This is a genomic window from Pontibacter coccineus, assembly GCF_030546575.1.
Taxonomy (GTDB): domain Bacteria; phylum Bacteroidota; class Bacteroidia; order Cytophagales; family Hymenobacteraceae; genus Pontibacter; species Pontibacter coccineus.
The window spans coordinates 63,345-89,784 of the sequence record NZ_JAUOTN010000006.1 but is presented as its reverse complement, the minus strand read 5'-3'; the positions used below and the strand labels follow the sequence as shown (position 1 = coordinate 89,784).

Sequence of the window (26,440 nt, the reverse complement as noted above, 5' to 3'; positions counted from 1 at the left end):
TAACACGTATCAATCATGCGACGACTTCTGACAATCTTGCTGATGCTCGGAGCCTGTAGTATAGCACAAGCACAAAAGGGTACTCCTGCCGACATGGTTCATGTCAAGGGAGGCACTTTTGTGCCGCTTTACGGCAGCAACAACCAGGCTGTCACAGTGCAGGGCTTCCAGATGGACAAGTACCCGGTCACCAATGCCCAGTACGAGGCCTTTGTAGGCAAATACACGAAATGGCAGAAGTCGGAAGTAAAGGCGCTTTTTGCAGATGCCGGCTACCTCAGGCACTGGGCCAGCCCACTGGGTGTAGGTCCTGCAGCCGATAAGCTTAAAGACAGCCCCGTGATCAACGTGTCGTGGTTTGCCGCCAAGGCTTACTGCGAGTGCCAGGGCAAGCGACTTCCTACCGTAAACGAATGGGAGTTTGCCGCACTGGCCAGCGAAACGAAAAAGGATGCCTCCAGTGAGCCCAGCTTTTACCAGCGCAGCCTCGACTGGTACAGCCAGCCAAACCCTAAGTACCTGCCTCCTGTGCAGAACACTTTCAAAAACTACTACGGGCTGTACGGTATGATCGGGTTGGTATGGGAATGGACCTCTGATTTCAACTCGTCCCTGATCGTGGGTGAATCCAGACAAAACGCCAGCATGGACAGGCAACTGTTCTGCGGAGCCGGATCGACCGGTGCCAGTGATGTGAAAAATTATGTGGCCTTTATGCGCTACGCCTTCCGCTCCAGCCTCAAAGCCAACTACACGGTGGCTAACCTGGGCTTTAGATGCGCGCAGGATGTACCCGCACAGACCACAGCCAAAAAATAATCTGATTGTTATGAAACGCTATATCTTATACCTGCTCACATTGGTCGCTTTTGGTTTTACAGCCTGCCAGCAGGAAGTGGCTCATGAAGATGACAGCTGCTGCACCAAACCTCTGGCCACTGAAGAACTTCCTGACGGCACGGGGAGCCTGGCTATACCTGTGGGCACGCTCACAGACCTGTCGCTTTACCAACTGGAGTCTGACTGGCAGAACCAAAATGCTGAGGACGTGAAGCTATACGAGTTCCAGGATAAAGTGCAGCTGGTGGCCATGGTGTACACCCATTGCGGATATGCCTGTCCGCGCATCATCGCGGACCTGAAGCGCATTGAGATGGGGCTGGACCAATACAAGCGGGAAGACATTGGCATCGTGCTCGTGACCATGGACCCCGCCCGCGACACACCAGAGCGACTGTTTCAATTCGCCAAGTCCAACAACCTGGACCCGAAGCGCTGGACGCTGCTGACCAGCGAGCAGGACAATATCCGCGAGCTCGCCGCCTTGTTGAACATGAAGTACAAAGTAGAACTGGACGGTGAGATCTCCCACTCCAACATCATCTCTGTGCTGAATGAAAACGGCGAGATCATCCACCAAGCCGAAGGGCTCGGCGTAGAACCCGATGAAACCGTTAACGCCATCAAAGGCCTGCTGCAGAAAATTTAAGGTATAGCCACTCATAAAAAAATCCCTGAACTGCATACAAATGCATTGTCCAGGGATTTTTTTTATTTACAGAGACTGTGGTTTGAAGTAGGCTGATAATAGGAAGGATTTATTCTCGAGGATTCTCCCCTTGAGGGGAGTTGGAGGGGTGTTAAATTTTAGCTGAAGACTTTACCAATTTGCTTAACACCCCTATAATCCCCTCAAGGGGATAGTTTCCTACGTGGTAACTAACAAAATTCTGGTTTGTGCAGGCGTAGCAGCGTTTTTATAAATAATTTGAATAAAAATTTAAGTTTCTGTGCACGAACCGGACAGATCGCGACCTGTCCCTACAATAAACCTGCTACCATCGTGGCATCTAACCCACTCATTCACTCAATCACTAATTCCCCTTTCCTCGCATCTGCTTCTCCATCGCATCCCACATTTCCTGCGGAATTTGGTCAAAGGAATTGAATTCGCCGGCGCCGTAGAGCCATTCGCCTCCGTCAATCGTTACCACTTCCCCGTTAACGAACGCGGCGTAATCTGACACCAGATAGGCGGCCAGGTTTGCCAGTTCCTGGTGCTCGCCAAAGCGTCCGACAGGTATACGCTTCACAGGATCCAGCTTGTCAGCAAGTTGTTTTGGGAACAGTCGGGTCCAGGCCCCTTCGGTTGGGAAAGGGCCGGGAGCGATGGCGTTGGAGCGGATACCATACTTGGCCCACTCAGAGGCCAGCGAGCGTGTCATGGCCAGCACGCCGGCTTTGGCGCAGGCGGAAGGCACTACGTAGCCGGAACCGGTCCAGGCATAGGTGGTCACGATATTGAGGATACTTCCCTCCTGCTTTTGCTCGATCCAGTGTTTGCCCAGCGCCAGCGTGCAGTTGTAGCTGCCCTTGAGCACGATATCGGTGATCACGTCGAAGGCTTTGTGGCTGAGGCGTTCTGTTGGGCTTACAAAGTTGCCGGCAGCATTATTGACGAGCACATCTACCCTGCCAAACTTGTCGAGCGTGGCCTGTAGCATGGCTTCGATCTCGTTGTACTTGCGCACGTCGCACACGACAGGCAACACCTGGCCGCCGGTTTCCTGCATCAGCTCTTCGGCAGCTTTTTCGAGCACATCCTGCTTCCGGCTGCAGATCACGGCATTGGCACCGAGTTCCAGAAAATACTTTGTCATGGAGCGTCCAAGGCCGGTGCCGCCTCCGGTTACCACTATGGTTTTGCCTTTCAGGGCGCCTTCTTTCAGCATAGGTTCTGCCTTCATCGTCATATTTTGTTTGTTTTAAAAAGCTAACGTATAATTGTCAGGGCTGACTAGCTAAAGATAAGAACCTATGGCGAGAATAAGAGTAAAAGAAGCATTCTTTTGCTGAAGCAATTTAAAACTATGGATCTAAAAACAATTGAAGCAGAACTGAAGGAGGCCACCGACGGACTGCTCATGATGAGCGAGACAGACGCCCCCTTTGAATTCTACCAGGCCGAAAACTTCCGAAATAAGCAACTGGACAAAGAGACGGTGCTGCGACTAGCGGGCATGCCTGCCGAATACCCTTTTGAGGAACTGGAGCTGGGGTATTTTCTACGGAATATGACCCAGGCCAGCCCGGAGGCGCATGAAGAGGCAAAGCAGCAGGCCAATCGCTTTCAACACCTTCAAAAGAAGCTGCATGAACTGTTGCAGGATGTGAAGGTATACCGCGTCGGTGAAACACAAAAGCTAGTACTGATACTGGGCCGTACAACTGAGGGCGAGATAGCAGGCCTCAAAACTATTGTAGTGGAAACCTGATCAAAAGAAAAATCCCCGACTTAAGCAGCCGGGGATTTTTTTATAGCCTGATGGATCAGCTATACCTTAGGAAGTCGGTCCATTGTCAACGCTGGCCTCAATCACTTTCTGAATTGAAGCAGGCACGTTGGAGAGCACGTCATAGCCCGTTTTGGCCTCGATCGCGTCCACGGTTGTCCGGTAGGTTGCCCAACTGGTGTTGATGCTATTTGAATTCGGCGTGTCGATGGCGATAACGCGGGTACTGCTCGTTACCCGGCCCACGTCATTTGTGCCCACCGGCAGCACCACAATCACTTTCCAGATGCGGTTCGGCACTGTTACCTTGCCACCCGCCAGTGTCTCTTTGTAGCCTGCGCTGCCGGTTCCTCCTTTTCCATACTGCCCCATGATGATGTACAACTCGTTGCCCTGGCTCACCAGCTTGCGGCAGTAATTCTCCAGGTTCGCCCAGGTCTGCTGGTTGTTATTAGGCGCCTGTGGGATCATGTTGGACATCAGGAAGGTGGCAGAATTGTCCGTGATCGTGAGTGTTCGGTCCGCTGACGGCGCATTATGGCCCCGGTCGAAGCCGCTGCCAGTATAATCTGCCGGCGTAACGCGATGGAAAGCAGTCGGTAGGGAGTTGTCTGCCCGGAAGTCATCCTGACGCGCTGCGCTGCCCAACCAGGCGCTGCTCAGGTGCCAGCTCACCCAATTCGGTGTACCCCGGTATGAGTTATAGGACATAGCGTACTGCGCCTTTTCAATAAAGTAATTTGCGAAGTCCGTACCGGCCTCGCTCGGGTTACCCATAGCCAGGTTGTCCCCTTTGGGAACAACGCCTTCTTCTTTTGAACAGGATACAAACATCCATCCGACCAGGACGAAGTAGGTGACGCGTTTTAAGCTCTTTAGCATTGCTTATGCTTTGGTTGAGGCTGTAAAAATGCCATTCTTACTCGAAACGAGCAGTGTGGGAGCTTCATATTCTCATAAGTTTATATAAAATCATAGAACAGCCTCAAATCTGAAATATAGTGTCGCACAAACTTTGGGATATCAATACATATTGATGCAAAATGAGCAGGTAGGGTAAAAAAAAGAAAGCGAAGGCTATACCTAGAAATGATCCCGCAGCAGTTTGTTGGCCGCGATGATGCCACTCAGGCAGACGCCCACGATCCCCTGCCCCGGATAGACCGTGTCCCCACAAACGTAGGCGCCTTTGTGATCAAGCCGGGCGTCCTTCATTTGCCAGGGTTTGATGTCGCGGTACTGCGGGTAGCCGCCTACCATGCCATAGGCTCTTTGCGTCCAGAAGATCCAGGCGCCCGGTGTGGCAGAGTCCAGGTAAAGTATATCTTCCCGATTTAGCATTCCCAAAGCTTCCATTTTAGTGATGATCGCTTCTTGCAGTAGCCTTTTGTCATAGATCCGAAGCGCCGCCGGATCGGGAACGTGCGTGCTGACAGCCAAAACGCACTCTCCTTCCGGCGCCCTCACCCTGTCTGCAGGGTGACTGTAACTGACAAAGAAGCTCTTGCTGCCAATAAGAGGCAAGCCTTCCGGCACATGCACCTGGTGGTGGAGTACCGCTAATGCAGGAGCCTTGCGAAGCGCAATGGCCATGGTAAAGGCTCCGTTCAGCTTCTCAGAAGGCAGCAGGTATCGCTTCAGTTTCTGCCTGACCTTATCATCCTGAAACAAGTGTTGGGTATCGTTCAGCGGTATACCACTGATCACAAAAGGGGCCTGGTACGTTCCTGCCATACAACACACTTCATAGCCATTTGCCCTGGGGCTAATGCTGTTCACATCGTGCCGATACAAAATGGTGCTGCCTTTTTCATGCAGGTATACCTCAAGCGCCCGGGCCAGTCCGATCATGCCGCCCTCTACATAATAGTTGCCGAACAAGGTATAGCAGAGCGCGGTTGCGCCGAAGAGCTCGTTCACCTCCTCCAGGTGGTTTTGCGCCGTGATCAGTAGTTGTTCGTTCACGAAGTCGGTGAACAGTTTGTTATGCAGCAAGCCATACCGCTTGAGCAGGTCTTTCATGGTTCTGAAAGCGCCCGGCAACAGCGAAAGTTGGTGAGGGCGTACCTGCCGCATGGCCTGCCACAGATCCTGCACATTTGAAAATGGAAAGGACTGTTGCTTCAGTGAAGTGCGCCATACCTGCTGACTAATTCGATAACAGTGTTCCCAAAAAGGTCGCTGGCCCTTTGGCCCAAACACGCGCTCTGCTTCTTGTATCCACTCCTCGATGTCGGCATAGCGGGTCAGCAGTTGGCCATACGGCAGATGCACCTGCATGGGGGTTTGGAGTTTAATTAACGGGAGTTCTATACCTGTTTGATCGAGCAGGTGGCGCAGTGGCATGTGCTCATCCAGGCCGACCAGCGTGGTGGCACCTGTCTCAAACCAGTAGCCTTTGCGTTTGTAGGAAGAGGCGCAGCCACCCGGGTACTTGGCCTGCTCCAGCACGGCTACTTTCATTCCCTTGTGGGCAAGCAGCGCGGCGGCCGTCAGTGAACCGAATCCAGAACCGATCAGGATGACGTCGTACTGCATGTTTGTATTTATTTAGGCTTACCTTTGTCGCAAACGTTAACAAGTGAGCTTACGGAATGTTAATTCCAAAACACCAAAGCGATGCAAAATAAAGCTGAAATCAGTGTGATGGGCTGCGGCTGGCTCGGTCTTCCGCTGGCAGAGAGCCTGGTACGTTCCGGTCGCCGGGTAAACGGGTCCACTACCTCTGAGCAAAAGCTGGACGTGCTTCATCAGGCGGGTATAAATCCTTTTCTGATAAACCTTTCCGATACGCTTGTTGACCTTCAGGCACTTGATGATTTTCTGCAGGCGGAAGTGCTGGTACTCAACATACCGCCCAAGCTTCGCGCTGATGGCGGCGAGAGCTACCTGCAACAAATGGCGGTATTGCACAAAGCGCTGCTGGCTTCGCCCGTTAGCCGGGTGCTTTTTGTTTCCTCTACTTCAGTTTACCCGGAGCTAAATCGTGTTGTGACTGAAGAAGATACCACCTTTACAGATGAACTTGACCCCGACAATGTGCTGCTCAAAGCAGAGCGTATGTTTCAGCATAGTGAGAACTGGGTATGTACGGTGGTTCGTTTTAGCGGTCTGGCCGGTGGCGATAGACAGCCGGGTCGCTTTCTGGCAGGTAAACGTGATCTGCCAAACGGAGACGCACCTGTCAACATGATCCACCTGGATGACTGCCTGAACATTTTGGAGCGCATCATTGCACAGGAAAAATGGGGACAGGTATACAACGCCTGTGCCGACGGCCATCCGAGCAGAAGAGAATTCTACGAAGCTGCCACAAAAGCTCTTGGCCTGGAAGCTCCGACCTTCAGAGACATGGAAGAAACCCATTTTAAACTGATCAGCAACCAAAAGCTGAAAGACGACCTGGCTTATGTCTTCTCCTATCCTGACCCCATGGCATTCTTTTAGGGCGTTAAAAGGTTAAATTGTTAAATGGCTAAATGGTTTTTTTCTCCTAGAGTGAACAAACAACAATTATCAATCAACAAGCAAGCACCCAAATGAATATAGTAGTGATAGGTGGCGGTGCGGCGGGCTATTTTGGAGCAATTGCCTGTGCGCAGGCCAACCCGAAGGCACAGGTGACCATCCTCGAGAAGAGCAACAAGCTGTTGTCCAAAGTGCGGGTGTCGGGTGGTGGGCGCTGCAACGTAACGCATCACTGTTTTATACCTACCGTATTTTCGCAGCATTATCCGCGGGGAGCCAAGCAGCTGAAGGAAGCTTTCAAAATTTTTGGGGCATCCGAAACAGTGGAATGGTTTGAGCACCGCGGCGTGAAACTAAAAGCGGAACCCGATGGCCGTATGTTCCCGGTGACCGACAATTCCCAGACCATTATTGACTGCCTGCAGCGGGAAGCCGCTAAAGCCGGCGTGGAGGTGAAAACAGGTATAGCCGTGGAGCGCATTTTACCCGATCCTGATAAGGAGGGCTATACCTTATACCTGAACAACAGCAATGAACTATACGCAGACCGGGTGCTGGTGAGCACGGGAGGCAACCCTAAAAGTCAGGGGTATGATTGGCTGCGGGCGCTCGGTCATACCATTCAGGAGCCGGTCCCTTCCCTGTTCACATTTAATGTACCAGGCTCTCCGCTCAAGGACCTGCAAGGTATAGCAGTGCCACAGGCCAGGGTGCGCATAGCCGGCCAAAAACTGGAGTATGAAGGGCCGCTGCTGATCACGCATTGGGGCTATAGCGGTCCGGCGGTGCTCAAGCTCTCCGCCTGGGGAGCCCGCCTGTTTCATGGCATGGACTACCGCTTTACAGCCATGGTCAGCTGGGTGCATGACCAAACCGAAGAAAGCCTGCGCGAGCATTTGCACAATTTCCGGAAGGCGCATCCCAAGAAAGTCGTGCCCACTAACCCGCTTCTCGGTTTGCCGCTACGGCTCTGGAAAGCGCTGACTGGTATAGCCGGAATAAGCAATGAAGTAAAATGGGCTGAACTGCCTGCCAAGAACACGAACAAACTGGTGGAGGCCCTGCTCCGGTTGCCTGTGGAAGTAGACGGCAAAACCACGTTCAAAGAGGAGTTTGTGACCTGTGGCGGTCTGGACCTGAGTCAGATCAACATGAAAACGATGGAAAGCCGTCTGCAGCCGGGCCTGTACTTTGCCGGTGAGGTGCTCGATATTGATGGTATTACAGGCGGCTTCAACTTCCAGGCTGCCTGGACAACCGGCTACCTGGCGGGCCGTGCCATGGCCACTTCCATATCCTAGTATAGCGGTATAGCCATTTTGGTAACCAAAACCAGGTTAATGCAGTACATCAGCATACAAAACCTAAAAAAAATATCACTATGGAAGTTAATAAAGAAGTTCACTCAACCGTACACCACCTCATCGAAAGATGCAAAGACGGTGTAAAGGGCTATAAAACCGCTGCCGAAGATGTAGAAGACCAGGACCTGAAAGACCTGTTCCGTAAGTACGCTGTGCAGCGCGACAGCATGATCACCGAACTGCAGGACCAGCTGCACAAAATGGGCAAGATGGACGATGAAACCAGCTCCATCGAAGGCACCCTGCACCGCGCCTGGATCGATATCAAAGCAGCTCTTTCTTCGAAAGATAGAAAGCGTATACTGGAAGAGTGCGAGCGCGGCGAAGACTACGCCGTGAAAGCCTACGAGGAGGCGATGCAGAAGAACCTGCCAGGTGAGCTGAAGCCGATCATCGCCCAGCAGTACCAGGACGTGAAGAACGCACACGACCACATCCGCTCGCTGCGTGACAGTGCCTGATTTTTCGTAATTGGTAGATAAAACAGAAAGGAGCTTTTACAGCTCCTTTTTTTGTGCCTTCGCAGTTTAGGGAAGGTATAGACGGGTATAAAAGTAATAAGCCTGACATCCGTCTGATGTCAGGCTTATCAGTTCTAACTGCGTAAAACAGTAGAATAATCTTCCAACCTTTTTATGATACCTTCTTTAACGCAAAGGTATAGCCAGGGTTACGTGCTCTGTGAAAAATATTTTAAAACAAAAAGGCTGACGTTTCAAGTCAGCCTTTTCTAACAATTCGAAGCTTTTTACACTTCAAGCGTTGTATATCCTTTTATACGATTTGCCCTGGGGCAGGTTCGTATAATTAGAATCTTTTTTTGCGGAATCCGCCACGATCGCCACCGCTGCTGCGACGGTCACCGCCTCTGAAAGAGTCACGGTCGCCACGTCCACCGAAACGGCTTCCACCGCCTCCGTATCCGCTGCCGCCGCCTTCTCTGCGTGGACCACGATCACGGTCGCCACCAAAGCCTCCGCGGTCACGGTCACCAAAACCACCACGGTCGCCTCCGCCGAAGCGCTTGCCACCACGGTCGCCACCTCGGTCACGGTCACCGAAACCGAAGTCTTCTCTACCACCGCCGGCTTCGCCTTCTTTCTTCTGCGATTTCTCCACGATCACCGTGCGTCCGTCTACTTCGATGCGGCCTACTTTCTGCAGGATGTCTGCCGTGTATTCGGTAGGTACCTCCACAAAGCTGAACTTGTCGTACAGGTCGATGTCGCCTACTTTAGAGGCAGGTATATCAGCGTTCTGGCTCAGCAGATCGATCAGATCCTTTGGATGCACGCGGTCTTTTTTGCCGATGGTGATGAACAGACGGTCGAAACCGGCTTTTGGTCCACCCATGCCTTTTTCTGCCTCTTTGCCAGCTTCTTTCGTCTTGGCTTCTTTCAAAGACATTTTCAAAAGGGCGGCGGCGATCTCAAGGGAGGTATACTCTTCGTTTACCAGGCTTTCGATTTTGGTGATGTGCTTGGTCAGGTTGCCCTTTTCCAGTACTTCACGCACCTTCTCCAGGTATACGCTGGTACGCAGTTCGTTCACGTCATCGTACGTCGGTACCTGCTGCAGCTGGATATTGGCTTTGGTATAGCGCATGATATCCTTCAGCTTGTACATGTCGGAGCGGCCAGACACGAAAGAGAATGCACGGCCAGACTTACCGGCACGGCCAGTACGACCGATTCGGTGTACGTAGGCTTCTTCGTCCTGCGGCAGGTCGTAGTTGAACACCGCCTCTACGTTATCCACGTCAAGACCACGGGCAGCCACATCAGTTGCTACCAGTATCTCCAGCGTCGCGTTACGGAACTTGCCCATCACGTTAGAGCGCTGGTTCTGGTTCAGGTCACCGTGCAGCGCATCGGCAAAGTAGCCGCGGGCCTGCAGGTTGGTTACCAGTTCGTCCACCATTCGCTTGGTATTGCAGAAGATGATCACCGACTTCATGTTGTGCATGTCCAGGATGCGGGAAAGTACTTCCTGCTTCATGGAGTTACGCACCTCGAAGTATACCTGGTCAATGTTGGTTACCGTCAGTTCCTTGTGCACCACCTTTACGATCACCGGATCGGTTTGGTAACGCTTGGTCAGGTCCATGATCGGCTTGGACATAGTAGCTGAGAAGAAGATCGTCTGGCGCTCTTCCGGCATTTTGCTCAGCACAAACTCGATGTCGTCACGGAAACCCATGTCGAGCATTTCGTCAGCCTCGTCCAGGATGATCTTTTTGATCTTGTCCAGCTTCAGGGTGCCGCGCTCGATGTGGTCCATCACACGGCCCGGCGTACCGATCACGATCTGCACACCCTGCTTAAGGGCACGCAGCTGACGGTCGTAAGCCTGTCCACCGTAGATCGGCACGATGCTGATGCCCGGCTTGTACTTAATAAGTTTCTGGATCTCTCCGGCTACCTGAATAGCCAGTTCGCGCGTTGGGCACAGGATAAGCGCCTGCACACTGCGGTCGTTCTCGTCGATGCTCTCGATGGTAGGGATACCGAAGGCGGCCGTCTTGCCCGTACCCGTCTGGGCCTGGCCAATAATGTCGCGTCCTGCTAAAACTACCGGGATTGCTTCTGTTTGGATGGGAGATGCTTCTTCGAAGCCCATGTCAGCGATAGCTCGCTGGACTTCCGGCGAAAGCGGAAGCTCGTCAAATCTGATTTTGTTCATTCTGTTTTTAATAACTTTTTACACTTCATCTGGAGACAGCCTGTCCATAAACCCTTCTTTACGAAAAAGAAGTCCGACAAGAAAAAAAATCAACCAGGTTATGCTCTAAAAAGCGGTGTAGCCAGTTTTACTTAAATCAGACTGATCCCAAATCGGCTGCAAAGGTACGCAGAATAAATGAAATCATTGTCATATGACCTAATTTATTCTTAAACAAACCTGTGCAATTCATTAGGTATTATTCGATTAAAAAATTGTTCTGAGAAAATGGTGAACAATTATATTTATTTCAAATTCTTTTTTATTTTGCGTCAAAATATTCCAAATAATTATTGAAATAAGAAACTACCAGACCATTTGCCCGTAAATAGAATACATTCACCCTCAATATCAAGCCGTTAACTATTATTAAAGTTTTTCATTGGTATATCCAATATTAAGCTCGTAGTTTAGTATATCACAGGATCTAAACCAGTTCAATTTTAAAAGGTGCTCAATCAGCATCATTTGAATGATCGATTTGTCCGATTCTGTGCATCTTTAGCTTTACCTCCGCCCCCGCCCCGTTACCTGAAAGCGAAATTTTAAGCTCAAACTATAGAAAAAAAATTTCATCAATTAAAAATACTGTTGATCATTAACCCTTTAATCCTTTCTAATTATGTTACACTTCTCCAAAATCACAGCTAAAAGCAAGGACTTTCATTTGATCGCCTCGGGCGCACTGGCCTTTAAGATTCATAACAAGATCTTGAAAGACGAAGACTTTATGAAGGGTGCCAAAGTCTCACGCAATTTGCTGCCAAGCAATGCAGTTATCAAATCCGATAAAAGCGAGGCCAAAGTGTTCTTTGTGATCATCTCGGACCTGGACAAAATGAATGCATCCAACTTGTGTAGCATGATTGCGAAGGAGCGTGCTAAGGGTAGTTATGCCGTATGCCAGGTGATTCCGATGTACTACAACGAGCCGTCTTTCAAGGCGCTCAAGATGCTGCGACAGAATTTTGATGAAGTGATTGAACTGAACAAACTGACGCTGGGTGGCGGCAAGGCGCTGATGAGCACCGAGCAGCAGCACTGCATTATTACGGATTACTCCATCTCAATGGCTCGCATTGTGCGCAACGTTTGTGTAAACGACCATGCTGCTGCTAAAGAAAAAGAAGAAAAGAAAGGGCAGATCGTATACGCATAATCCTTTACTCAAACTTAGAAAGGCAACAGGCTCCTTCGCTTAGGCGGGGGAGCTTTTTGTATTTTATACCCTGATCGACAAACACTTGCTTGGAGCGCCCATTATTTTAAACCCCGCTACTGGCATAAGCCACCCAGTAAATGTATCTTTAGAATCCCGTTTAATGCCGCCAGCTATGTCGCAAAATTTCAAGATACTCTCCTCCTCAGCAGGTTCGGGTAAAACCTATACCCTGACCAAAGAATACCTGAAACTAGCGCTGCATACCTCGGACCCGGACTATTACCGCTCCATTCTGGCGATTACCTTTACAAACGACGCAGCCGCCGAAATGAAAGAGCGCATTCTGGGGGCATTGCGGAACTTAAACAACCCAAACCTGAGTGAGGCGGAGCGTCAGAAAAGTGAGGATTTGCTGGAGAAGATCACGGACGAGCTGCAGAAACGCTTCCCGGACGAGCGCTATGACAAAGAGCAACTACGCCAGCGTGCCGGTCATTTGTTTACACAGATCCTCTACAATTACAGCGACTTCTCTGTCAGCACTATCGACAGCTTTGTCAATAAGATCGTGCAGGCCTTTACCAAGGAACTGAACATACCCTATAACTTTGAAGTAGATCTGGACTCCCAGACGCTGGTGAGCACCGCTGTGCAGTTGCTCCTAGATAAGGTGAGTAACCGGAAAGACGACCTGCTTTCGGAAACGCTGGAGCAGTACGCCCTGGAGAAAGCCCGCGAAGGACGCAGTTGGAACACCCTGGCCGATGATCTTGCTGATTTTGCCAAAAACCTGCTGAACGAACAGGTATACGAAGCGGTATCGGACCTGCAGGGGCTTACGCTGGAAGACTTCAGCGAAATCAGGAAGCAGCTTAAAGAACTGCAGGAAGGTATTCTGGCTGCTTTGCAGGAAGACGCCGGCAAGGCGCTGCAGGCCATCGAGCAGGCTGGCCTCTCCCCTTCTGATTTTTACCAGGGTAACCGGGGGCTATTCGGCTATTTCACGAAGTTTAACCGCGAAGCTGATCTGACCTACGGCAACAACTACGCCCGCCAGACAGTGGAAGAAGATAAGTGGTATGCCGGCAAGGCTACTTCGGCCACTAAAAACCAGATCGACGGTATACGCCAACTGCTCACAGACCTTTACTACAACATAGAATCCATCAAGGAACAGTATGCGGGCACTTTTACCCTGATCTCGGCGGTGGTACCACACTTATATAAAGTGTCGGTGCTGAACGAGCTGGAAAAATGCCTGCAGGAGATCAAGCTCGACCGTAACACCGTGCATATTTCGGAGTTCAACAAGCGTATCATCGACATTGTGCTCAAGGAGCCGGTGCCCTTTATCTACGAGCGGCTTGGTGAGAAGTACAACCACATCCTGATCGACGAGTTTCAGGATACCTCGGTACTGCAGTGGAACAACCTGCTGCCGCTCGTTGACAATGCACTCGCTTCCGGGCACTTTAGCATGGTGGTGGGCGATGCCAAGCAGGCGATCTACCGCTGGCGTGGTGGTGAAATGGAGCAGATACTGCACCTCTATAAAAAGAACACACACCTGCTCTACGAAAACCGGCGCCATGGTCATATGATCCGGGAGCGCTACGAATCGGTGCGCGAGAACCTGGCTCCTGATGTGCTGCAGCAAAACTTCCGGAGCCGTCGCGAGATCATCGAGTTCAACAACAAGCTCTTTACCTTCTTTAGCGAGCAACACAAGGTATACGGCACCTTCACTTCGATCTACGACGACAAGTTTGTGCAGGAAGCTCCTGCATCAGGCAAGGCTGGCGGGCATGTGCAGATCATGTTCACCTACCCCGACGACCTGAACTATAAATACAACCTGAGCAGCTGCGTCCGAACCGAAGAGCTCTACGATGAATACACCCATGAACAGGAACTGAGTTATGACGCCAGCACGCTGAACATGGTGATTGAGCTGGTTCGCCAGGGTTTGTCGGATGGCTATACCTTAAAGGATATGGCGATACTCTGCCGTACCAATGCCAAGAGTAAGCTGATTGCCAATTTCCTGAAAGAGAAGCAATACGATATAATCTCACAAGACTCGCTGTCGCTGCAGTTTGCCGAGGTGATCAACCTGATCATCGCCATGTTCCGGGTTTTTAACCGCCCGAACGATACGCTGGCAAAATCAGAGGCGCTCTACCTGATCTATACCGTGACGGAGGGCAAAGTACCCACCACGGAGCTCGCACAAACGATCGCCCAAATAGCAAACCAGGCGGATCCGAAGCTTTTCTTCGATTTTCTACGCGAAGTAGGCTATGATGTGAAGGAACGGGAGACGGGCAACCTGTCGATCTATGAACTCACCGAACAGCTGATCCGCATTTTCAATTTGCTGGGACACAACAACGAATGCGAGTACCTGTTCCGATTCCTGGACCTCGTGTTGGAGTATGGCCTGAAAAACAGCAACAACCTGAATAACTTCCTGGCTTATTGGGATGTGCAGAAAGAGAAGCTGAGCATCAACACGCCCAAGGATCGCAACGCCATCACGATCACCAGCATACACAAGGCCAAGGGCCTCGCCTACCCGATCGTGATCGTTCCGTTCGCGGACTGGAGCACCGAGCCGCAGACCAGGGCCCTGATGTGGAGCCGTCTGTCGGACGATAACAAGGTGATGGGCAAATTGCGCAGCGTGGCCGTGAACATCAGTTCCCGCCTGGAGCATACCGAGCTGGCCGAGCAATACAACACCGAGATAGAGAAGACCTTTATCGAAAACCTGAACATGCTGTACGTGGCGCTCACCCGTCCCAAGGACCGGCTATACCTGATCGGCAACGGAAAGGACCTGCTGGAAGAGCGAAAAGCGCAGAAAGCACTGGAAGGAACAGCCAAAAACGTGAGTCACCTGCTATACCGTTACCTGGTGGCCGAAAACCTGTGGGAGCCCGGCAAGCTTTGCTACCAGGTATACGCTGGTCAAACAACCAAACAGGATTGTGGCAATCGTGAGATTGGCCCTGTCTATACCTTGGATTACCTGCAGACGAACGACTGGGCACAACGCCTCCAGCTCAAACAGCACGCTAACAACGTGTTTGACTTCGAGACGCAGACCGAGCAGCGCATTCAGAACAAAAAACTGCACTATGCCATCTCCCGCACCCTGACCGCCGCGCAACTGGACGATGTGCTGCGGCAGATGGTATACCAGGGCATTATCAGCGACCGCGAAAAGCTGACGCTAAAGGAGCGCTTGCTGGAAGTGGTGAATCACCCGAAGATCAGCCGTTACTTTTCGGAATCTGTGATCGTGGAGCACGAAAAAGAACTGCTCGATGCCCGCGCCTACCTCTACAAACCTGACCGGGTGGTGTTTGACGGAGAGCAGGTCGTGCTGATGGAGTTTAAACTGCCGCCGCCCCTGGAAGAGCACCGCAACAAACTTGATCACTATGCCGTGCGCTTCAAGCAATTGGGGTACGAAAAAGTAAAATGCCTCCTTTACTACTTCGATACTGAAGAGCTGTACGAATGGTCCTATGGCGGCAAAAGCCAGCAGATTGGTCTGGCGCTGTAATAATGTATAATGAGTAATGTTTAATGAAGAATTACTCTTCAGTTACAGCCCGAACAATTTCTAATCACTAATCATTAATCATCATTAATTATACATTAGCAGGATGGACAAAGCAGCACAAACCATGATTGACAACCTGGAGAAGAACACAGGCAGGAAACTGGAGGAGTGGATTCAGATCGTGCAGGGTACCGGCTTGCAGAAGCATGGCGAGATCATAAAGTTTTTAAAATCGGACCATGCGTTTACACATGGCTTCGCCAACCTGGTAGCGCTCAAAACCAAGGGAACCGATGCTGGTTCGGCTGAAAACCCGGAAGATCTGATCGAGAAACAATACAAAGGAAAAGAACAGCTTCTGCCCGTTTACGAGACCCTGGTAGCGCAGCTAAAGCAGTTTGGCGCTGATGTCGAACTGGCGCCCAAGAATGCTTATGTGAGCGCGCGGAGCAAAAAGCAGTTCGCCCTGCTCCAGCCTTCTACCAAAACCAGACTGGATGTGGGCATCAACCTGAAAGGCCGGGAACCGGAAGGAAGACTGGAAAAGTCGGGTAGTTTCAATGCCATGTGTTCGCATCGTGTGCGACTTCAGAATGCAGAAGAGGTCGATGCCGAACTGATCGGTTGGTTGAAAGCAGCCTACGAAGAGGCCAGGTAGGTAACAGTAGGTATAGCAGGCAGGTTAACAGTTATCAAGAAAGAGATCAGAGGAAAATATGGAACAGAGAATTACACTTATCACACTAGGCGTCAGAAATCTGCAGCGGTCAAGGGAGTTTTACCAGAACATCTTTGGCTGGCAACCGCTTGAGAGCAGCACAGAAAGTATTGTTTTCTTTCAGCTAAATGGATTGCAACTAGCCTTGTTCCCGCAGGAGTCGCTGGCTGATGATGCCGGACTGGAGGCCGATGGCAAAGGCTTTAAGAGTTTTTCGTTGGCCTATAACGTGCAATCGGAACAAGCAGTAGATGGGCTGGTAGCAGAACTTGCCGGTATGGGCGTGCGCGTGCTGAAGCAACCGGAAAAAGTTTTCTGGGGCGGCTACAGCAGCTACGTCGCCGATCCGGACGACAACCTCTGGGAGATTGCCTATAACCCCTTTCTGCCTTTGGATGAAAAGGGAAATGTTTTAAGTTAGAAAGTTTAGAAGTTAGAAAGTTAAAAAGTTGGATAACCAGTAGGGATAGGTCAGGGCCTGTCCGAATCATGCACCAACCATTTAACCATTCAACAATCACTCATCAACTCATTCACTCAATCACAAAAGTGCAGACCTTCCTTGAGCTAGCGGCAAAATACGTATACGAGAAGTATAAAGAGAACATCAGCGAGCTGTGCATTGTGCTGCCATCCCGTCGTGCGAGTTTCTTTTTCAAGAACGCGCTGGCGCAGGCTGCTCCAGAACCCATCTGGTCACCGGAGGTGTCAGGTATGGAGGACTTCATCACCAAACTGGCCAAAGTGGATGTGCTGGAGCCGATCAATCTACAGCTCGAGCTCTATGACCTGATGCGGGAACAGGATCCGAACCTGGATTTTGATCAGTTCATCACCTGGGGTAGCACCCTGCTCGACGACTTCAGCCGCATCGACCAGAACCTGGTGGACACAACGAAGCTGTTTGATTATGTGAGCGAAGCAAAAGCACTGGAACGATGGGACCCGGCCCACCTGGGCAAAGAGTTGACGCCTGCCGTTAAAAAGTACTTCAGCCTCTGGGACAACATCGAGAAGACTTACCACAACCTCAAAGACCACCTCGAAGAGCGTAAGCAGGCCTATACAGGTATGGCTTTCAAGATTGTTGCCGATAATATAGAGCAACTGGCCAAGTCCCCTGAGTGCGCCCAGTACCTGTTTATCGGTCTCAACGCCCTCACTAGTTCAGAAGAAAAGATCATCCGTACGCTGCTCAAGCACAACAAGGCCGAGGTTCTGTTTGACTCCGATGACTTTTACATGGAGGAAGGCACGCCAAACCGTGCCGGCAGCTTCCTGCGCAGGTATAAGAGCACCTGGAATCTGCCGGACTGGCGCTGGCAACAAAACCTGCTGCTGACCGACGAAAAAGAGATCAACGTAATCGGGGTGGCCAATGCGAGTATGCAGGGCAAGCTGGCTGGGCAGTTGATACAGGAAATCAGGCAGCGTGACAAGCACGCGCAGGTGGCGGTGGTGCTGCCCGATGAAACGCTGCTGCTGCCTGTGCTGCACTCTATCCCGAACGAGATCCCAAATTATAACGTGACCATGGGCCTCAGCTTCAAGGGCACGCCGCTCTACAATCTGATCGACCTGCTGTTTGATGTGCACCTAACGGGCGTAACACAGCTGCAGGAGTCGGGTTACAAGGTATACCAGTACCACCACCTGACGGTGACTAAGCTGCTCTCCCACCCTTTCATCCGCAGGTATGAGCTATACCTGAACGAGCAGCCCGACAAGCAGGAACTCCATGGTTTTGTGCAGCGTGTGCTGGACCAGATCGTGCAGGACAACCGCGTGCTGATCACGGCCAATGACTTGCTGAAGATGGGCAAGCATGAGCCGCTCTTCGAAGCGCTGTTCAAGTCCTGGCGCGACTGCGATGACATCATTGCCTCGCTCTACCAGCTGATCGACCTGCTGCACAAGATGTACAGTCACCAGCCCAGCACCATCGAGACGGAGTACCTCTATATTTTCTATACCATCGTAAAGCGCCTGGACACGATCTTCGATTGCCGGGAGCAGAAGATTTCGGTACGCAGCTTCCGCAAGTTTCTCAATGAACTGATTGCCAGGCAGCGACTGCCTTTCAGCGGCGAGCCTATCTCGGACCTGCAGATCATGGGTATGCTCGAAACCCGTGCGCTCGACTTTGAGAACCTGATCATCCTCTCGGTTAACGAAAACACGCTGCCAGCCCCGAAACGGCACGAGTCACTGATGCCCTATGATGTGCTCAAGCAGTTTGGTCTGCCCACCTACGCTGAAAGCGAAGGTGCCATGGCCTATAACTTTTACCGACTGCTGCAGCGTGCCAAGAACGTGCACCTGCTCTACGTACTGCCATCTGATACCTATGGCTCCGGAGAGAAAAGCCGATTCATTCTTCAGCTCCAAAACGACCTGGCGCTACGCAACCCAAAGATCAAATTCCGTGACCTGACCGCTACGGTGGAGCTGCGCGATCAGAAAAAGTACGACGAGGATATTGTCATTCACAAAGACGCCCAGACGCTGGAGCAGCTGCGGCAGGAACTGAAGCGCGGCCTCTACCCTTCGCACCTGAACATGTACATCAACTGCTCGCTGCAATACTACTTCAGTCGCATTGCCAAGATCAGGGAGATCGACGAAGTAGAAGAGCAGCTGGGCGCTGACCAGTTTGGCACCATCGTGCACCAGGTGCTGGAGGACTTTTTCCGGCCTTTTGAGCAGAATGGGAAGCCGATCGAGAAGCCGCAGGTGGAGAAGATGCTGCAGGCATTACCAGCTAAAGTAGAGACCGAGTTCCGTAAAGTGACGCGCGGCGCCAGTCCTGAGCGGGGCATGAACTTCCTGCTTTTCAAAGTGGCCGTGCAGGTACTGGAGAAGTACCTGGAGGGTCTGCTGAACTCTGAAGACGAACTGCCGCTCTACGTACTACGCCTAGAAGAGCAACTCGAAACGATCCTAGAGGTGCAGGTAGGCGATGAGCTTATATCGGTAAAGGTGGCAGGCAAGGCCGACCGCATCGACCTGAAAGGCGCCGAGCTCCGCGTAATTGACTACAAAACCGGTAAGGTAGAGCGCAACCAGGTGAGTGTAAAAGCGGATGATGTTGCCCTGCATTTTATCACCTCGCCCAGGTATGACAAAGCCCGGCAGCTGTGGCTGTACGAGTACATTTTGCAACGCAACCTGCAGCAAAAGCCGGAGCTGTTGCTCCGCAACGCATCTCACCTGGACCCGGCCCGCATCGTGCCCAAGTCAGGTATACTGTCCTTCCGCAATCTGGACGCCGGCGTGCTCACTGCTGATTTTCCGTTTGAGCAAGCGACCGGTCAGGACTTTATTTCGGCATCCGAAGCATTGCTCACCCGTTTTGTGCAGGAACTGCTCGACCCGAACGAAGTGATCCGGAAGACAAAGGAGCTGGAGATATGCCAGTACTGCCCTTACCGGGGTATTTGCGCACGCTAAAGCATACTATATCTTATTTTTGCAATATTATTTTGGCAATGCATGCAACGTTTCAGCAATAATGGGTATCATACATTTAAAAGATAGCCATGAAACAGCAGCCCTTACTCAGAAATTTCACCCTCTTCTGTTTGTCCCTTTTCCTCTTTTCATGTGAGAAAGAAGAAGTGATAGAACCCGTGGAAGCCATCATACCGTTGCAGGTAGGCAATGAATGGGTTTATGACATAATCGATTACAATACCGATGGTGCTGTTTTGTCAACTAGTTCCTTCAGACGGCAGGTCGTAAAAGACACGCTGATCCATAAAACCACCTGGTATATTTTAAACAACGGCATGATCGTCCGGAATGACAAGGATGGCTATGTGCACTATCGAAAGGATGCCGGAGAGCAATATATCACGTACCCCAGTCCGGAGATGTCTGGCATTGCATACGGGTATCAATACTCGAGCTATACCTTGTGGATTTACCACAGAAGAACCGCGGGGCTGGTGGCATTACCCAACTCAAAGTATGCCAGCCAAGCCCTTGAGTTCAGCTTTGAAAGGCAAACCGAGCAAAAAGCATCCTCGTCGCTGAGCACTACCTGGGTGAAGGAATACGTGACTCCCGATATTGGCATGATCCGAACGGATTGGTACTACGCTGACTCTGACAAACTGATGCGGCGGTACGAACTTGTCCGTTACCGCGTACAGTAAAGGTTGGCATGTTCTACTTTGCCGAAGGCTCAGTCAGCCGCTTTGCTCAGGATAGGATCTGGCTTTATTGATATCCGATTTTAATGACGGGTTTAACCGTAACGCCTTTTTCAGAATCTTCCACAGCCTGGTTGATCTGGTCAAAAGGATATACTTTAATCAACTTGTCGAACGGGAACTTACCTTGCTGGTAGAGTGCAATCAGACGCGGGATGAAGAGGTCCGGAATGCTGTCTCCTTCCGTGATGCCGCGCAGCGTAAGCCCTTTTCCTACCAGCAGGTTAGGGTCGAGTTGCACAAATTTATCCGGCGGCGTTACCCCCACAATGCCGCACACTCCTTTTGAGGCCAGCGATTCGAGAGCACTCACGATTACCTGGATGTTGCCGGTGGTGTCGAAAGCGTACTCTACCCCATTCTCCATAATTTGCGCCAGGCTTTTACCCAGGTCCTGGTTTTTGCTGTTGATGGTGTGTGTGGCGCCTAACTCCTTCGAGAACTCCAGCCGCTCCTGATTTATGTCTACAGCAATGATGGTGGTGCAACCTACCACTTTGGCAGCCATGATGGCAGACAAGCCAACGGCACCGGTCCCGAAAACGGCTATACTTGATCCGGCAGCTGGGTTCAGATTATTCATGACGGCGCCCGCGCCTGTCTGAATGCCACAGCCCAAAGGTCCCAGAATCTCCAAGGGAACATCCTGGGGTACTTTTACCACATTCCGTTCTGTGGCCAGCGCATAGGTGCCGAAAGAAGATTGCGAGAAGAAGCAGCTGCTCAGGGCTTTTCCGTTCTGGTGCAGGGTGTGTGAGCCATCGGGCCGGGAACCCCCGAAATTAAGTGGCAAGATATAGTAGCAATAGGCCGGGAAACCTTTCTGGCAGTTCGGGCAGTGACCACACGAACCGAACGACATCACCACACGGTCACCGGGTTTCACTTTGGTAACGTCCTCTCCCACTGCTTCGACTATACCTGCGCCCTCGTGCCCCAGCACCACAGGCAATGGCGTCGGCATTTGCTGGTCACGTACAGCCATGTCGGTGTGGCACATGCCGGTAGCTACTACTTTTACCAGTACTTCATTGCTTCTGGGATCATCCAGCTCGGCTTTTTCAAGCACAAATTCGCCGCCCTTCTTTTTAGTAATCGCTACTGTAATTTCCATAGATTTTGCTTCTAATAATATAATATATAATTGTACGGAGAGGTTCCTCTATTGTTAATAGAAGCATATTTTAAACTTTGCGAAGCGTCGTGCCGGGTAAGGAATGGTTAAATGAAAGAAAACAACCGGCATGCTTAAGCATTTAGCTGAAATGGTTTTTTATTTCGTCTACCGGATTTAATGCGGTATAGCTCCAGTCAAAAACGTATCAACCTAAGTAAGATCAGCTATTAATTCAGGCTACCCATCACGTACGTTATGAAAAGGTTTGTCACATCCGATAGCCATGGAGGATACAAAGCACTGGTGCAGTGCCTGAAGCGGTGCGGGTTCAACAAGGACAATGACCTACTGATCTTTCTGGGAGATGTGGTCGATGGCTGGTCAGAAACAAAAGAGAGTGTAGACCTGTTGCTGGAATTAAAGCACCTGGTATACCTGCTCGGCAATCACGACCAGTGGGCCTTAAAATACTACACTGGCCAATTAAAACAGGAAGCCGAACTACGAAGCTGGCTGCGACAGGGAGGTGCCGCTACCGTAGCCTCCTATGGTGAAGGTAAACCCATGCCTTTGAAGCACCTGGCGCTATTGCAGCAGGCAAAGCTATACCTGGTTACAGACGACAACATACTGTTCGTTCATGCAGGTTTCGACATCAACAAACCCATAGCTGAAACAGATGCATATACCATGATCTGGAGCCGGGACTTTGTACAGCATCACTACCGCAGCTATCAGAAAGGGCATCCGCTTCACATTATCGCCTACAAAGCAGTCTATATCGGTCATACCCCCACTATACTGCTGGACAATAAGCAGACGGTTCCCTTGCGGATGGATAACCTGATCCTGCTGGACACCGGTGCCGGCTATACCGGTTGCCTCTCCATCATGGATATTGACAGCCAACAGGTATGGCAATCCGACCCGGTGATGACTTTGTACCCACACGAGGAAGGCAGAAGCGGGATGAGTTGGAATGACAGGAAGCTATGCTGAAGAAAGCAAGTGATCAGCAGGCATCCTTTTAACTTAAGGAGGCACGTTCGCCTGACTTAAACTTCTGACTAAAGCAGCACCGGATGTTGCTGTAATTGATTTAAGGTTAGCGGATTAAGCCTCTCTTCTAATTCAGGACGAAATATGCATGGGCAAACCACGTTAAAAACACAAAACCCGTCATCTTAAAACGCAGTATGGAGAACACCAACTGTCAAATTAGCTTTTATCCTTCATACATTTTTTGTAATATCGGAATCTCAAAATATGCCGGTAAACCTTATTCTATTGCGTACATCTATTTTCGCCCTTTTCTTACTTGCCTTATCCCTTGACGCCTACGCCCAGAGTTCAAACCTGCAGGTAGTTGCCATGCCCGGTGACGGTATCTATACCTTGTTGCGCCGTCACGGGCTTAACCCTACGGAGCATCTTCAAAAGTTTGTGGAGATCAACAAAGACCGCTTTGGCAAAGACAATGGCCTGATCGTCGGCAAAACCTATACCTTGCCTGAGGGTGCTACCCTTACCGATAACACCACCATGGCTACCGACAATACACGGGTCGCCCCTGTGGACAGTAAAACACGCATCGATGTTACGGCTGGTCCTGCCAAGGTATCCGCCCGCGTGCTCGAGATGCCGCTGTTTGGCGAAAAGTATTCACGAGTTGAAGTAAAGTCTGCTAAGCTGCAGGGCGCGGTCTACTACCTGAGTTCCGGCCATGGCGGTCCTGACCCGGGAGCCGTGGGCAAGTATGGCAGCAACGACCTGGCCGAAGACGAATACGCTTACGATGTGACTGTCCGCCTGGCGCGCGTGCTGATGGAGCACGGGGCCACGGTTTACATGATCGTGCAGGATACGGACGATGGCATCCGCGATGAGGGTGTGCTGAAGATGGACCGTGATGAAATTGTGTACCCCAACAAGAAGATACCACTCAACCACAGCGCCCGACTACGTCAGCGCACAGAGGCTGTAAATGGCCTATACCTAAAGCACAAGGGCGCCTACCAGCGCATGCTGGCCATCCACGTCGACAGCCGCAGCGAGAGCCAGAACATCGACGTATTCTTCTACCACCACGAAAACAGCAAGGATGGGGAGCAGCTGGCCAAGAATATTCACCAAACCTTTACAAACAAGTACAGGCGCTACCAGCCTAACCGCGACTATTCCGGCAACGTGACACAACGCAGCAGCTTGTATGTCATCAAGTACAGCCATCCGCCCACCGTTTTCATTGAGCTGGGCAATATCCGCAACGTCAAGGACCAGCGCCGTTTCGTGATAGCGGACAATCGGCAGGCACTCGCCAACTGGATATACGAAGGCCTGCTATCCGATTACAAAACTCCATAAGCAAAAGGGGCGGGCGATACTACTATCGCCCGCCCCTTTTGCTTGTAAAGGCCCTCTGAACTATCCAGGCAAAAGCATACACCCTCTCACTTAACTAATCAGCGCATACCGCCCACGCACGATATTCTATTTTTAATGCTCCATTTTCGCTTCACGGAAACATCCTGATGAAGCAACAGATGCCTCTGCCAAGTCACTGGGTACGTTTACCCGGTGATCGCCTTCGTTTACAAATAAACCCGCCAGTAAATCCAATTCCATTCACTTCACTCTTCCTTGTCTTTAAATCTGTAGTTGTCTGGTTATAAGGCATTGTAAACAAAAACACGAGCGCTTTCGTTATTAATAATGTTTATACTTCAATTATTTAAGTACAATTAATTGCTAATTTTTAAAGCTACTCCTATGAAAAGAATCTACATCTTATTTACTTTATGCGCATTTTTTACAACTAGTTCGCTCCTTGCGCAGGACACCGATTTAGACATTGAGAAACCCCAAACTTCGGCAGATGTGGCAAGTGAATCTGTAAGGCAGGGCAACTGGCTGGTGGGCGCCAGTGTGGGCTCTCTGGGTTATAATTTTAAATCGGAGACTTTCCAGTTAATCCTGGAGCCGAGGGCAGGTTACTTTATCAGTGACAATGCCGTGCTGGGTACGCAGGCTCAGATCGGCCTTACGTTTTATGATGGCGGTGAGAACTTCAGCTACGGCTTAACACCTTTTGCACGCTACTATTTTCCGGAAGGCGCCTCTCCAAACAGCCGCTGGTTTGGCGAAGCATTGGCTGGTTTCGCAGGCAGCTCTTTAAAGGATAGCGACGGTGACCGAATTTTCGGTTCGGTGCTGGGGTTACGGGCGGGATACGCACACTTCGTTGCCCGCAACGTTGCAGTCGAAGCCACGCTCAACTATACCCGTACCAGCGCCGACATCACAGTGGACACCAGTACTTCCGGTCTGTCAGTAGGGGTTGGTTTTCAGATTTACCTGCCGGGCCGCGGTAATATGTAGGACATGACATTTTTAAAATAAAAAGCCCGTCTCCACTCAGGAAACGGGCTTTTTAATGATTAAATACATTGAATTATGGAAGTACTTTCTCGATCAGGTGTCTGCTGCCGTCAATTTTAAAGGTATAAGGCAAGCCTAAAATCTCAGCAATCAGCGGGTATACGTCTACGTTTTCGAAAGTCTCGATTTTTATGCCTTTTTTGAATGCCGGGCCCCAGGCATAGAAGACAGCGTGCATCTCTTTTACTTTGGTGGCATCGTAGCCGTGTTGGCCAGGCGAAGGCGGGCGGGACGAGAAATGGAACACCTTTGGGGCGTCTGAAAGCAGCAGAATGTCGCCCACGCGGCCATACTTATCGTCTTTAGCGCTATAGTGCAGGTGTTTGGGCATCTTTTTTCTTGTGTATACCTGGTACTCCTTCGCTTCCTTCTTCAGCTTGCGGTAGGTAGGTTTGATGGCTTTCTTATCCTTTGCGTGTAACTCCACAACCATACCTCCTCCGGATACCATGAATTTGGCCGTATCAATGGCGGCTGGCATGGGTAAGGTGTTTTCAGTATCTACTTGAAGCATGCCGTGGTCCGACACGAACACGTAGTTGACAGGCAGTCCTGTATTGGCTACGGCCTCCGTCAATAGCTGCATGTGCTTGTCCAGCTCTTCGACAGCCTGCCTGGTTTGGGGAGCATCCGGCCCGTATCGGTGACCGGCATGGTCTACTTCAGGCAGGTAAAAGGTGATCAGGTGCGGCCGCTTCTCGGCCGGCAGGTTCAGCCAGTCCACTACCGTCTGGATACGGCGTTCGATCGGCATCACCTCGCTGTACTGGTAATGGTAAGTAGGCAGTATACCTTGTATCGGCGCCTCGGAGCCTACCCAGAAAAAGCTGGCTGCCACCATTTGCTGCTGTTCTGCCAGCACCCAAAGCGGCGTGCCGCCATACCAGCTGCCATCTTCCACTTTGCTGCGGTCGCGCATGGTATAGTGTTCTTTGCGTTGCGGATCGTAAAAGTAATTGTTGATCAGACCGTGACTGGCCGGGTAAAGCCCCGTTACGATGGAATAATGGTTCGGGAACGTTTTGGAAGGGAAGGCCGGCAGCATCGACTCCGCCTCTATACCTTCCGCTCGCTTCGACTTCAGAAATTGAGCGTCGTACTTATCGGCATAGTCGTAACGGAAGCCATCGGCTGAGATCAGAATCACATAGGGTTTTTCCTGTTGCGCCGGGCTGTTGTACCTGTCAGATTGGACGCGCTGCACTGTATCAACTTGAGCAAATGCCAGTCCTTGCCAGAGCAGGCAAACCAGCAAAACGAAGATCTGTTTCATGCGGCGAAGATACGGCAAAAGCGGCGTAGCTGCCAGCCTGCTGGTTTTAAATTACTGTTAAGAGTCAGGTCAAGAACTGCACTTGATCCATTGCAGCCAGG

21 protein-coding genes are annotated in these 26,440 nt (G+C 51.0%); 15 read left to right on the top strand and 6 right to left on the bottom strand.

Translation table 11 applies throughout. From position 1 onward, the window contains the following. Positions 1 to 15: 15 nt before the first annotated feature. Together Q4E40_RS14725 and Q4E40_RS14720 are read left to right on the top strand one after the other, a co-directional pair. A complete protein-coding gene (locus Q4E40_RS14725; protein ID WP_303413231.1) occupies positions 16 to 819 on the top strand; it encodes a formylglycine-generating enzyme family protein in 804 nt (267 codons plus the stop codon). Positions 820 to 829: 10 nt separating this feature from the next. Beyond that, the gene (locus tag Q4E40_RS14720) at positions 830 to 1,489 is read left to right on the top strand and encodes an SCO family protein (RefSeq protein ID WP_303413229.1); all 660 of its coding nucleotides are present in this window, start codon (positions 830 to 832) and stop codon (positions 1,487 to 1,489) included. A 385-nt stretch (positions 1,490 to 1,874) separates the two neighbouring features. On the opposite strand, the gene Q4E40_RS14715 is transcribed toward Q4E40_RS14720, so the two are convergent. Continuing rightward, on the bottom strand, positions 1,875 to 2,747 hold the full coding sequence (locus Q4E40_RS14715; protein ID WP_303413228.1) for an SDR family oxidoreductase: 873 nt from the start codon (positions 2,745 to 2,747) through the stop codon (positions 1,875 to 1,877). 123 nt (positions 2,748 to 2,870) lie between these two features. Here Q4E40_RS14715 and Q4E40_RS14710 point away from each other — a divergent pair, with 123 nt between their 5' ends. Continuing rightward, positions 2,871 to 3,275 carry a nuclease A inhibitor family protein gene (locus tag Q4E40_RS14710; RefSeq protein WP_303413226.1) on the top strand — a complete coding sequence of 135 codons (405 nt, stop codon included), beginning with the start codon at positions 2,871 to 2,873 and terminating at the stop codon, positions 3,273 to 3,275. 66 nt (positions 3,276 to 3,341) lie between these two features. On the opposite strand, the gene Q4E40_RS14705 is transcribed toward Q4E40_RS14710, so the two are convergent. Both Q4E40_RS14705 and Q4E40_RS14700 read right to left on the bottom strand, forming a co-directional pair. Next, a complete protein-coding gene (locus Q4E40_RS14705) occupies positions 3,342 to 4,175 on the bottom strand; it encodes a DNA/RNA non-specific endonuclease (protein ID WP_303413224.1) in 834 nt (277 codons plus the stop codon). Between the two features lie 201 nt (positions 4,176 to 4,376). Then, the gene (locus tag Q4E40_RS14700; RefSeq protein ID WP_303413222.1) at positions 4,377 to 5,831 is read right to left on the bottom strand and encodes a phytoene desaturase family protein; all 1,455 of its coding nucleotides are present in this window, start codon (positions 5,829 to 5,831) and stop codon (positions 4,377 to 4,379) included. An 81-nt stretch (positions 5,832 to 5,912) separates the two neighbouring features. Here Q4E40_RS14700 and Q4E40_RS14695 point away from each other — a divergent pair, with 81 nt between their 5' ends. The 3 genes from Q4E40_RS14695 (at position 5,913) to Q4E40_RS14685 (ending at position 8,586) form a co-directional block, all read left to right on the top strand. Continuing rightward, the gene (locus Q4E40_RS14695; RefSeq protein WP_303413220.1) at positions 5,913 to 6,740 is read left to right on the top strand and encodes an SDR family oxidoreductase; all 828 of its coding nucleotides are present in this window, start codon (positions 5,913 to 5,915) and stop codon (positions 6,738 to 6,740) included. A 92-nt stretch (positions 6,741 to 6,832) separates the two neighbouring features. Continuing rightward, positions 6,833 to 8,062 carry a BaiN/RdsA family NAD(P)/FAD-dependent oxidoreductase gene (locus Q4E40_RS14690; protein WP_303413218.1) on the top strand — a complete coding sequence of 410 codons (1,230 nt, stop codon included), beginning with the start codon at positions 6,833 to 6,835 and terminating at the stop codon, positions 8,060 to 8,062. An 80-nt stretch (positions 8,063 to 8,142) separates the two neighbouring features. Then, the gene (locus tag Q4E40_RS14685) at positions 8,143 to 8,586 is read left to right on the top strand and encodes a ferritin-like domain-containing protein (protein WP_303413217.1); all 444 of its coding nucleotides are present in this window, start codon (positions 8,143 to 8,145) and stop codon (positions 8,584 to 8,586) included. Positions 8,587 to 8,932: 346 nt separating this feature from the next. Here Q4E40_RS14685 and Q4E40_RS14680 read toward each other — a convergent pair whose 3' ends face one another. Then, on the bottom strand, positions 8,933 to 10,807 hold the full coding sequence (locus Q4E40_RS14680; protein ID WP_303413216.1) for a DEAD/DEAH box helicase: 1,875 nt from the start codon (positions 10,805 to 10,807) through the stop codon (positions 8,933 to 8,935). Between the two features lie 661 nt (positions 10,808 to 11,468). Here Q4E40_RS14680 and Q4E40_RS14675 point away from each other — a divergent pair. The 6 genes from Q4E40_RS14675 (at position 11,469) to Q4E40_RS14650 (ending at position 20,454) form a co-directional block, all read left to right on the top strand. Next, positions 11,469 to 12,005, top strand: a complete 537-nt coding sequence (locus Q4E40_RS14675) for a hypothetical protein (protein ID WP_303413213.1) — start codon at positions 11,469 to 11,471, stop codon at positions 12,003 to 12,005. 175 nt (positions 12,006 to 12,180) lie between these two features. After that, on the top strand, positions 12,181 to 15,579 hold the full coding sequence (locus tag Q4E40_RS14670) for a UvrD-helicase domain-containing protein (protein WP_303413211.1): 3,399 nt from the start codon (positions 12,181 to 12,183) through the stop codon (positions 15,577 to 15,579). Between the two features lie 103 nt (positions 15,580 to 15,682). Then, on the top strand, positions 15,683 to 16,237 hold the full coding sequence (locus tag Q4E40_RS14665) for a DUF4287 domain-containing protein (RefSeq protein ID WP_303413209.1): 555 nt from the start codon (positions 15,683 to 15,685) through the stop codon (positions 16,235 to 16,237). A gap of 58 nt (positions 16,238 to 16,295) precedes the next feature. After that, positions 16,296 to 16,718 carry a VOC family protein gene (locus Q4E40_RS14660; RefSeq protein ID WP_303413207.1) on the top strand — a complete coding sequence of 141 codons (423 nt, stop codon included), beginning with the start codon at positions 16,296 to 16,298 and terminating at the stop codon, positions 16,716 to 16,718. Positions 16,719 to 16,846: 128 nt separating this feature from the next. Continuing rightward, positions 16,847 to 19,747, top strand: a complete 2,901-nt coding sequence (locus Q4E40_RS14655; protein ID WP_303413206.1) for a PD-(D/E)XK nuclease family protein — start codon at positions 16,847 to 16,849, stop codon at positions 19,745 to 19,747. 89 nt (positions 19,748 to 19,836) lie between these two features. Continuing rightward, positions 19,837 to 20,454, top strand: coding sequence for a hypothetical protein (locus Q4E40_RS14650; protein WP_303413205.1), 618 nt, complete (start codon positions 19,837 to 19,839; stop codon positions 20,452 to 20,454). A 64-nt stretch (positions 20,455 to 20,518) separates the two neighbouring features. Here Q4E40_RS14650 and Q4E40_RS14645 read toward each other — a convergent pair whose 3' ends face one another. Beyond that, on the bottom strand, positions 20,519 to 21,625 hold the full coding sequence (locus Q4E40_RS14645) for an NAD(P)-dependent alcohol dehydrogenase (protein WP_303413203.1): 1,107 nt from the start codon (positions 21,623 to 21,625) through the stop codon (positions 20,519 to 20,521). A gap of 258 nt (positions 21,626 to 21,883) precedes the next feature. Here Q4E40_RS14645 and Q4E40_RS14640 point away from each other — a divergent pair, with 258 nt between their 5' ends. The 3 genes from Q4E40_RS14640 to Q4E40_RS14630 all read left to right on the top strand — a co-directional run bounded on the left by Q4E40_RS14640 (position 21,884) and on the right by Q4E40_RS14630 (position 25,006). Beyond that, on the top strand, positions 21,884 to 22,627 hold the full coding sequence (locus Q4E40_RS14640) for a metallophosphoesterase (protein ID WP_303413201.1): 744 nt from the start codon (positions 21,884 to 21,886) through the stop codon (positions 22,625 to 22,627). A gap of 267 nt (positions 22,628 to 22,894) precedes the next feature. Continuing rightward, positions 22,895 to 23,992 (top strand): N-acetylmuramoyl-L-alanine amidase family protein, encoded by a 1,098-nt coding sequence (locus Q4E40_RS14635; RefSeq protein WP_303413200.1) that lies wholly within the window; start codon positions 22,895 to 22,897, stop codon positions 23,990 to 23,992. Between the two features lie 405 nt (positions 23,993 to 24,397). Then, positions 24,398 to 25,006, top strand: coding sequence for a hypothetical protein (locus Q4E40_RS14630; protein WP_303413197.1), 609 nt, complete (start codon positions 24,398 to 24,400; stop codon positions 25,004 to 25,006). A 73-nt stretch (positions 25,007 to 25,079) separates the two neighbouring features. Here Q4E40_RS14630 and Q4E40_RS14625 read toward each other — a convergent pair whose 3' ends face one another. Next, on the bottom strand, positions 25,080 to 26,339 hold the full coding sequence (locus Q4E40_RS14625) for an alkaline phosphatase family protein (RefSeq protein WP_303413196.1): 1,260 nt from the start codon (positions 26,337 to 26,339) through the stop codon (positions 25,080 to 25,082). Between the last annotated feature and the right edge of the window lie 101 nt (positions 26,340 to 26,440).

Excerpts from the sequence above, each read along its gene's own strand:
- Q4E40_RS14725 (WP_303413231.1), top strand. The coding sequence starts at position 16 with ATGCGACGACTTCTGACAATCTTGCTGATGCTCGGAGCCTGTAGTATA.
- Q4E40_RS14720 (WP_303413229.1), top strand. The coding sequence starts at position 830 with ATGAAACGCTATATCTTATACCTGCTCACATTGGTCGCTTTTGGTTTT.
- Q4E40_RS14715 (WP_303413228.1), bottom strand. The coding sequence starts at position 2,747 with ATGAAGGCAGAACCTATGCTGAAAGAAGGCGCCCTGAAAGGCAAAACC.
- Q4E40_RS14710 (WP_303413226.1), top strand. The coding sequence starts at position 2,871 with ATGGATCTAAAAACAATTGAAGCAGAACTGAAGGAGGCCACCGACGGA.
- Q4E40_RS14705 (WP_303413224.1), bottom strand. The coding sequence starts at position 4,175 with ATGCTAAAGAGCTTAAAACGCGTCACCTACTTCGTCCTGGTCGGATGG.
- Q4E40_RS14700 (WP_303413222.1), bottom strand. The coding sequence starts at position 5,831 with ATGCAGTACGACGTCATCCTGATCGGTTCTGGATTCGGTTCACTGACG.
- Q4E40_RS14695 (WP_303413220.1), top strand. The coding sequence starts at position 5,913 with ATGCAAAATAAAGCTGAAATCAGTGTGATGGGCTGCGGCTGGCTCGGT.
- Q4E40_RS14690 (WP_303413218.1), top strand. The coding sequence starts at position 6,833 with ATGAATATAGTAGTGATAGGTGGCGGTGCGGCGGGCTATTTTGGAGCA.
- Q4E40_RS14685 (WP_303413217.1), top strand. The coding sequence starts at position 8,143 with ATGGAAGTTAATAAAGAAGTTCACTCAACCGTACACCACCTCATCGAA.
- Q4E40_RS14680 (WP_303413216.1), bottom strand. The coding sequence starts at position 10,807 with ATGAACAAAATCAGATTTGACGAGCTTCCGCTTTCGCCGGAAGTCCAG.
- Q4E40_RS14675 (WP_303413213.1), top strand. The coding sequence starts at position 11,469 with ATGTTACACTTCTCCAAAATCACAGCTAAAAGCAAGGACTTTCATTTG.
- Q4E40_RS14670 (WP_303413211.1), top strand. The coding sequence starts at position 12,181 with ATGTCGCAAAATTTCAAGATACTCTCCTCCTCAGCAGGTTCGGGTAAA.
- Q4E40_RS14665 (WP_303413209.1), top strand. The coding sequence starts at position 15,683 with ATGGACAAAGCAGCACAAACCATGATTGACAACCTGGAGAAGAACACA.
- Q4E40_RS14660 (WP_303413207.1), top strand. The coding sequence starts at position 16,296 with ATGGAACAGAGAATTACACTTATCACACTAGGCGTCAGAAATCTGCAG.
- Q4E40_RS14650 (WP_303413205.1), top strand. The coding sequence starts at position 19,837 with ATGAAACAGCAGCCCTTACTCAGAAATTTCACCCTCTTCTGTTTGTCC.
- Q4E40_RS14645 (WP_303413203.1), bottom strand. The coding sequence starts at position 21,625 with ATGGAAATTACAGTAGCGATTACTAAAAAGAAGGGCGGCGAATTTGTG.
- Q4E40_RS14640 (WP_303413201.1), top strand. The coding sequence starts at position 21,884 with ATGAAAAGGTTTGTCACATCCGATAGCCATGGAGGATACAAAGCACTG.
- Q4E40_RS14635 (WP_303413200.1), top strand. The coding sequence starts at position 22,895 with ATGCCGGTAAACCTTATTCTATTGCGTACATCTATTTTCGCCCTTTTC.
- Q4E40_RS14630 (WP_303413197.1), top strand. The coding sequence starts at position 24,398 with ATGAAAAGAATCTACATCTTATTTACTTTATGCGCATTTTTTACAACT.
- Q4E40_RS14625 (WP_303413196.1), bottom strand. The coding sequence starts at position 26,339 with ATGAAACAGATCTTCGTTTTGCTGGTTTGCCTGCTCTGGCAAGGACTG.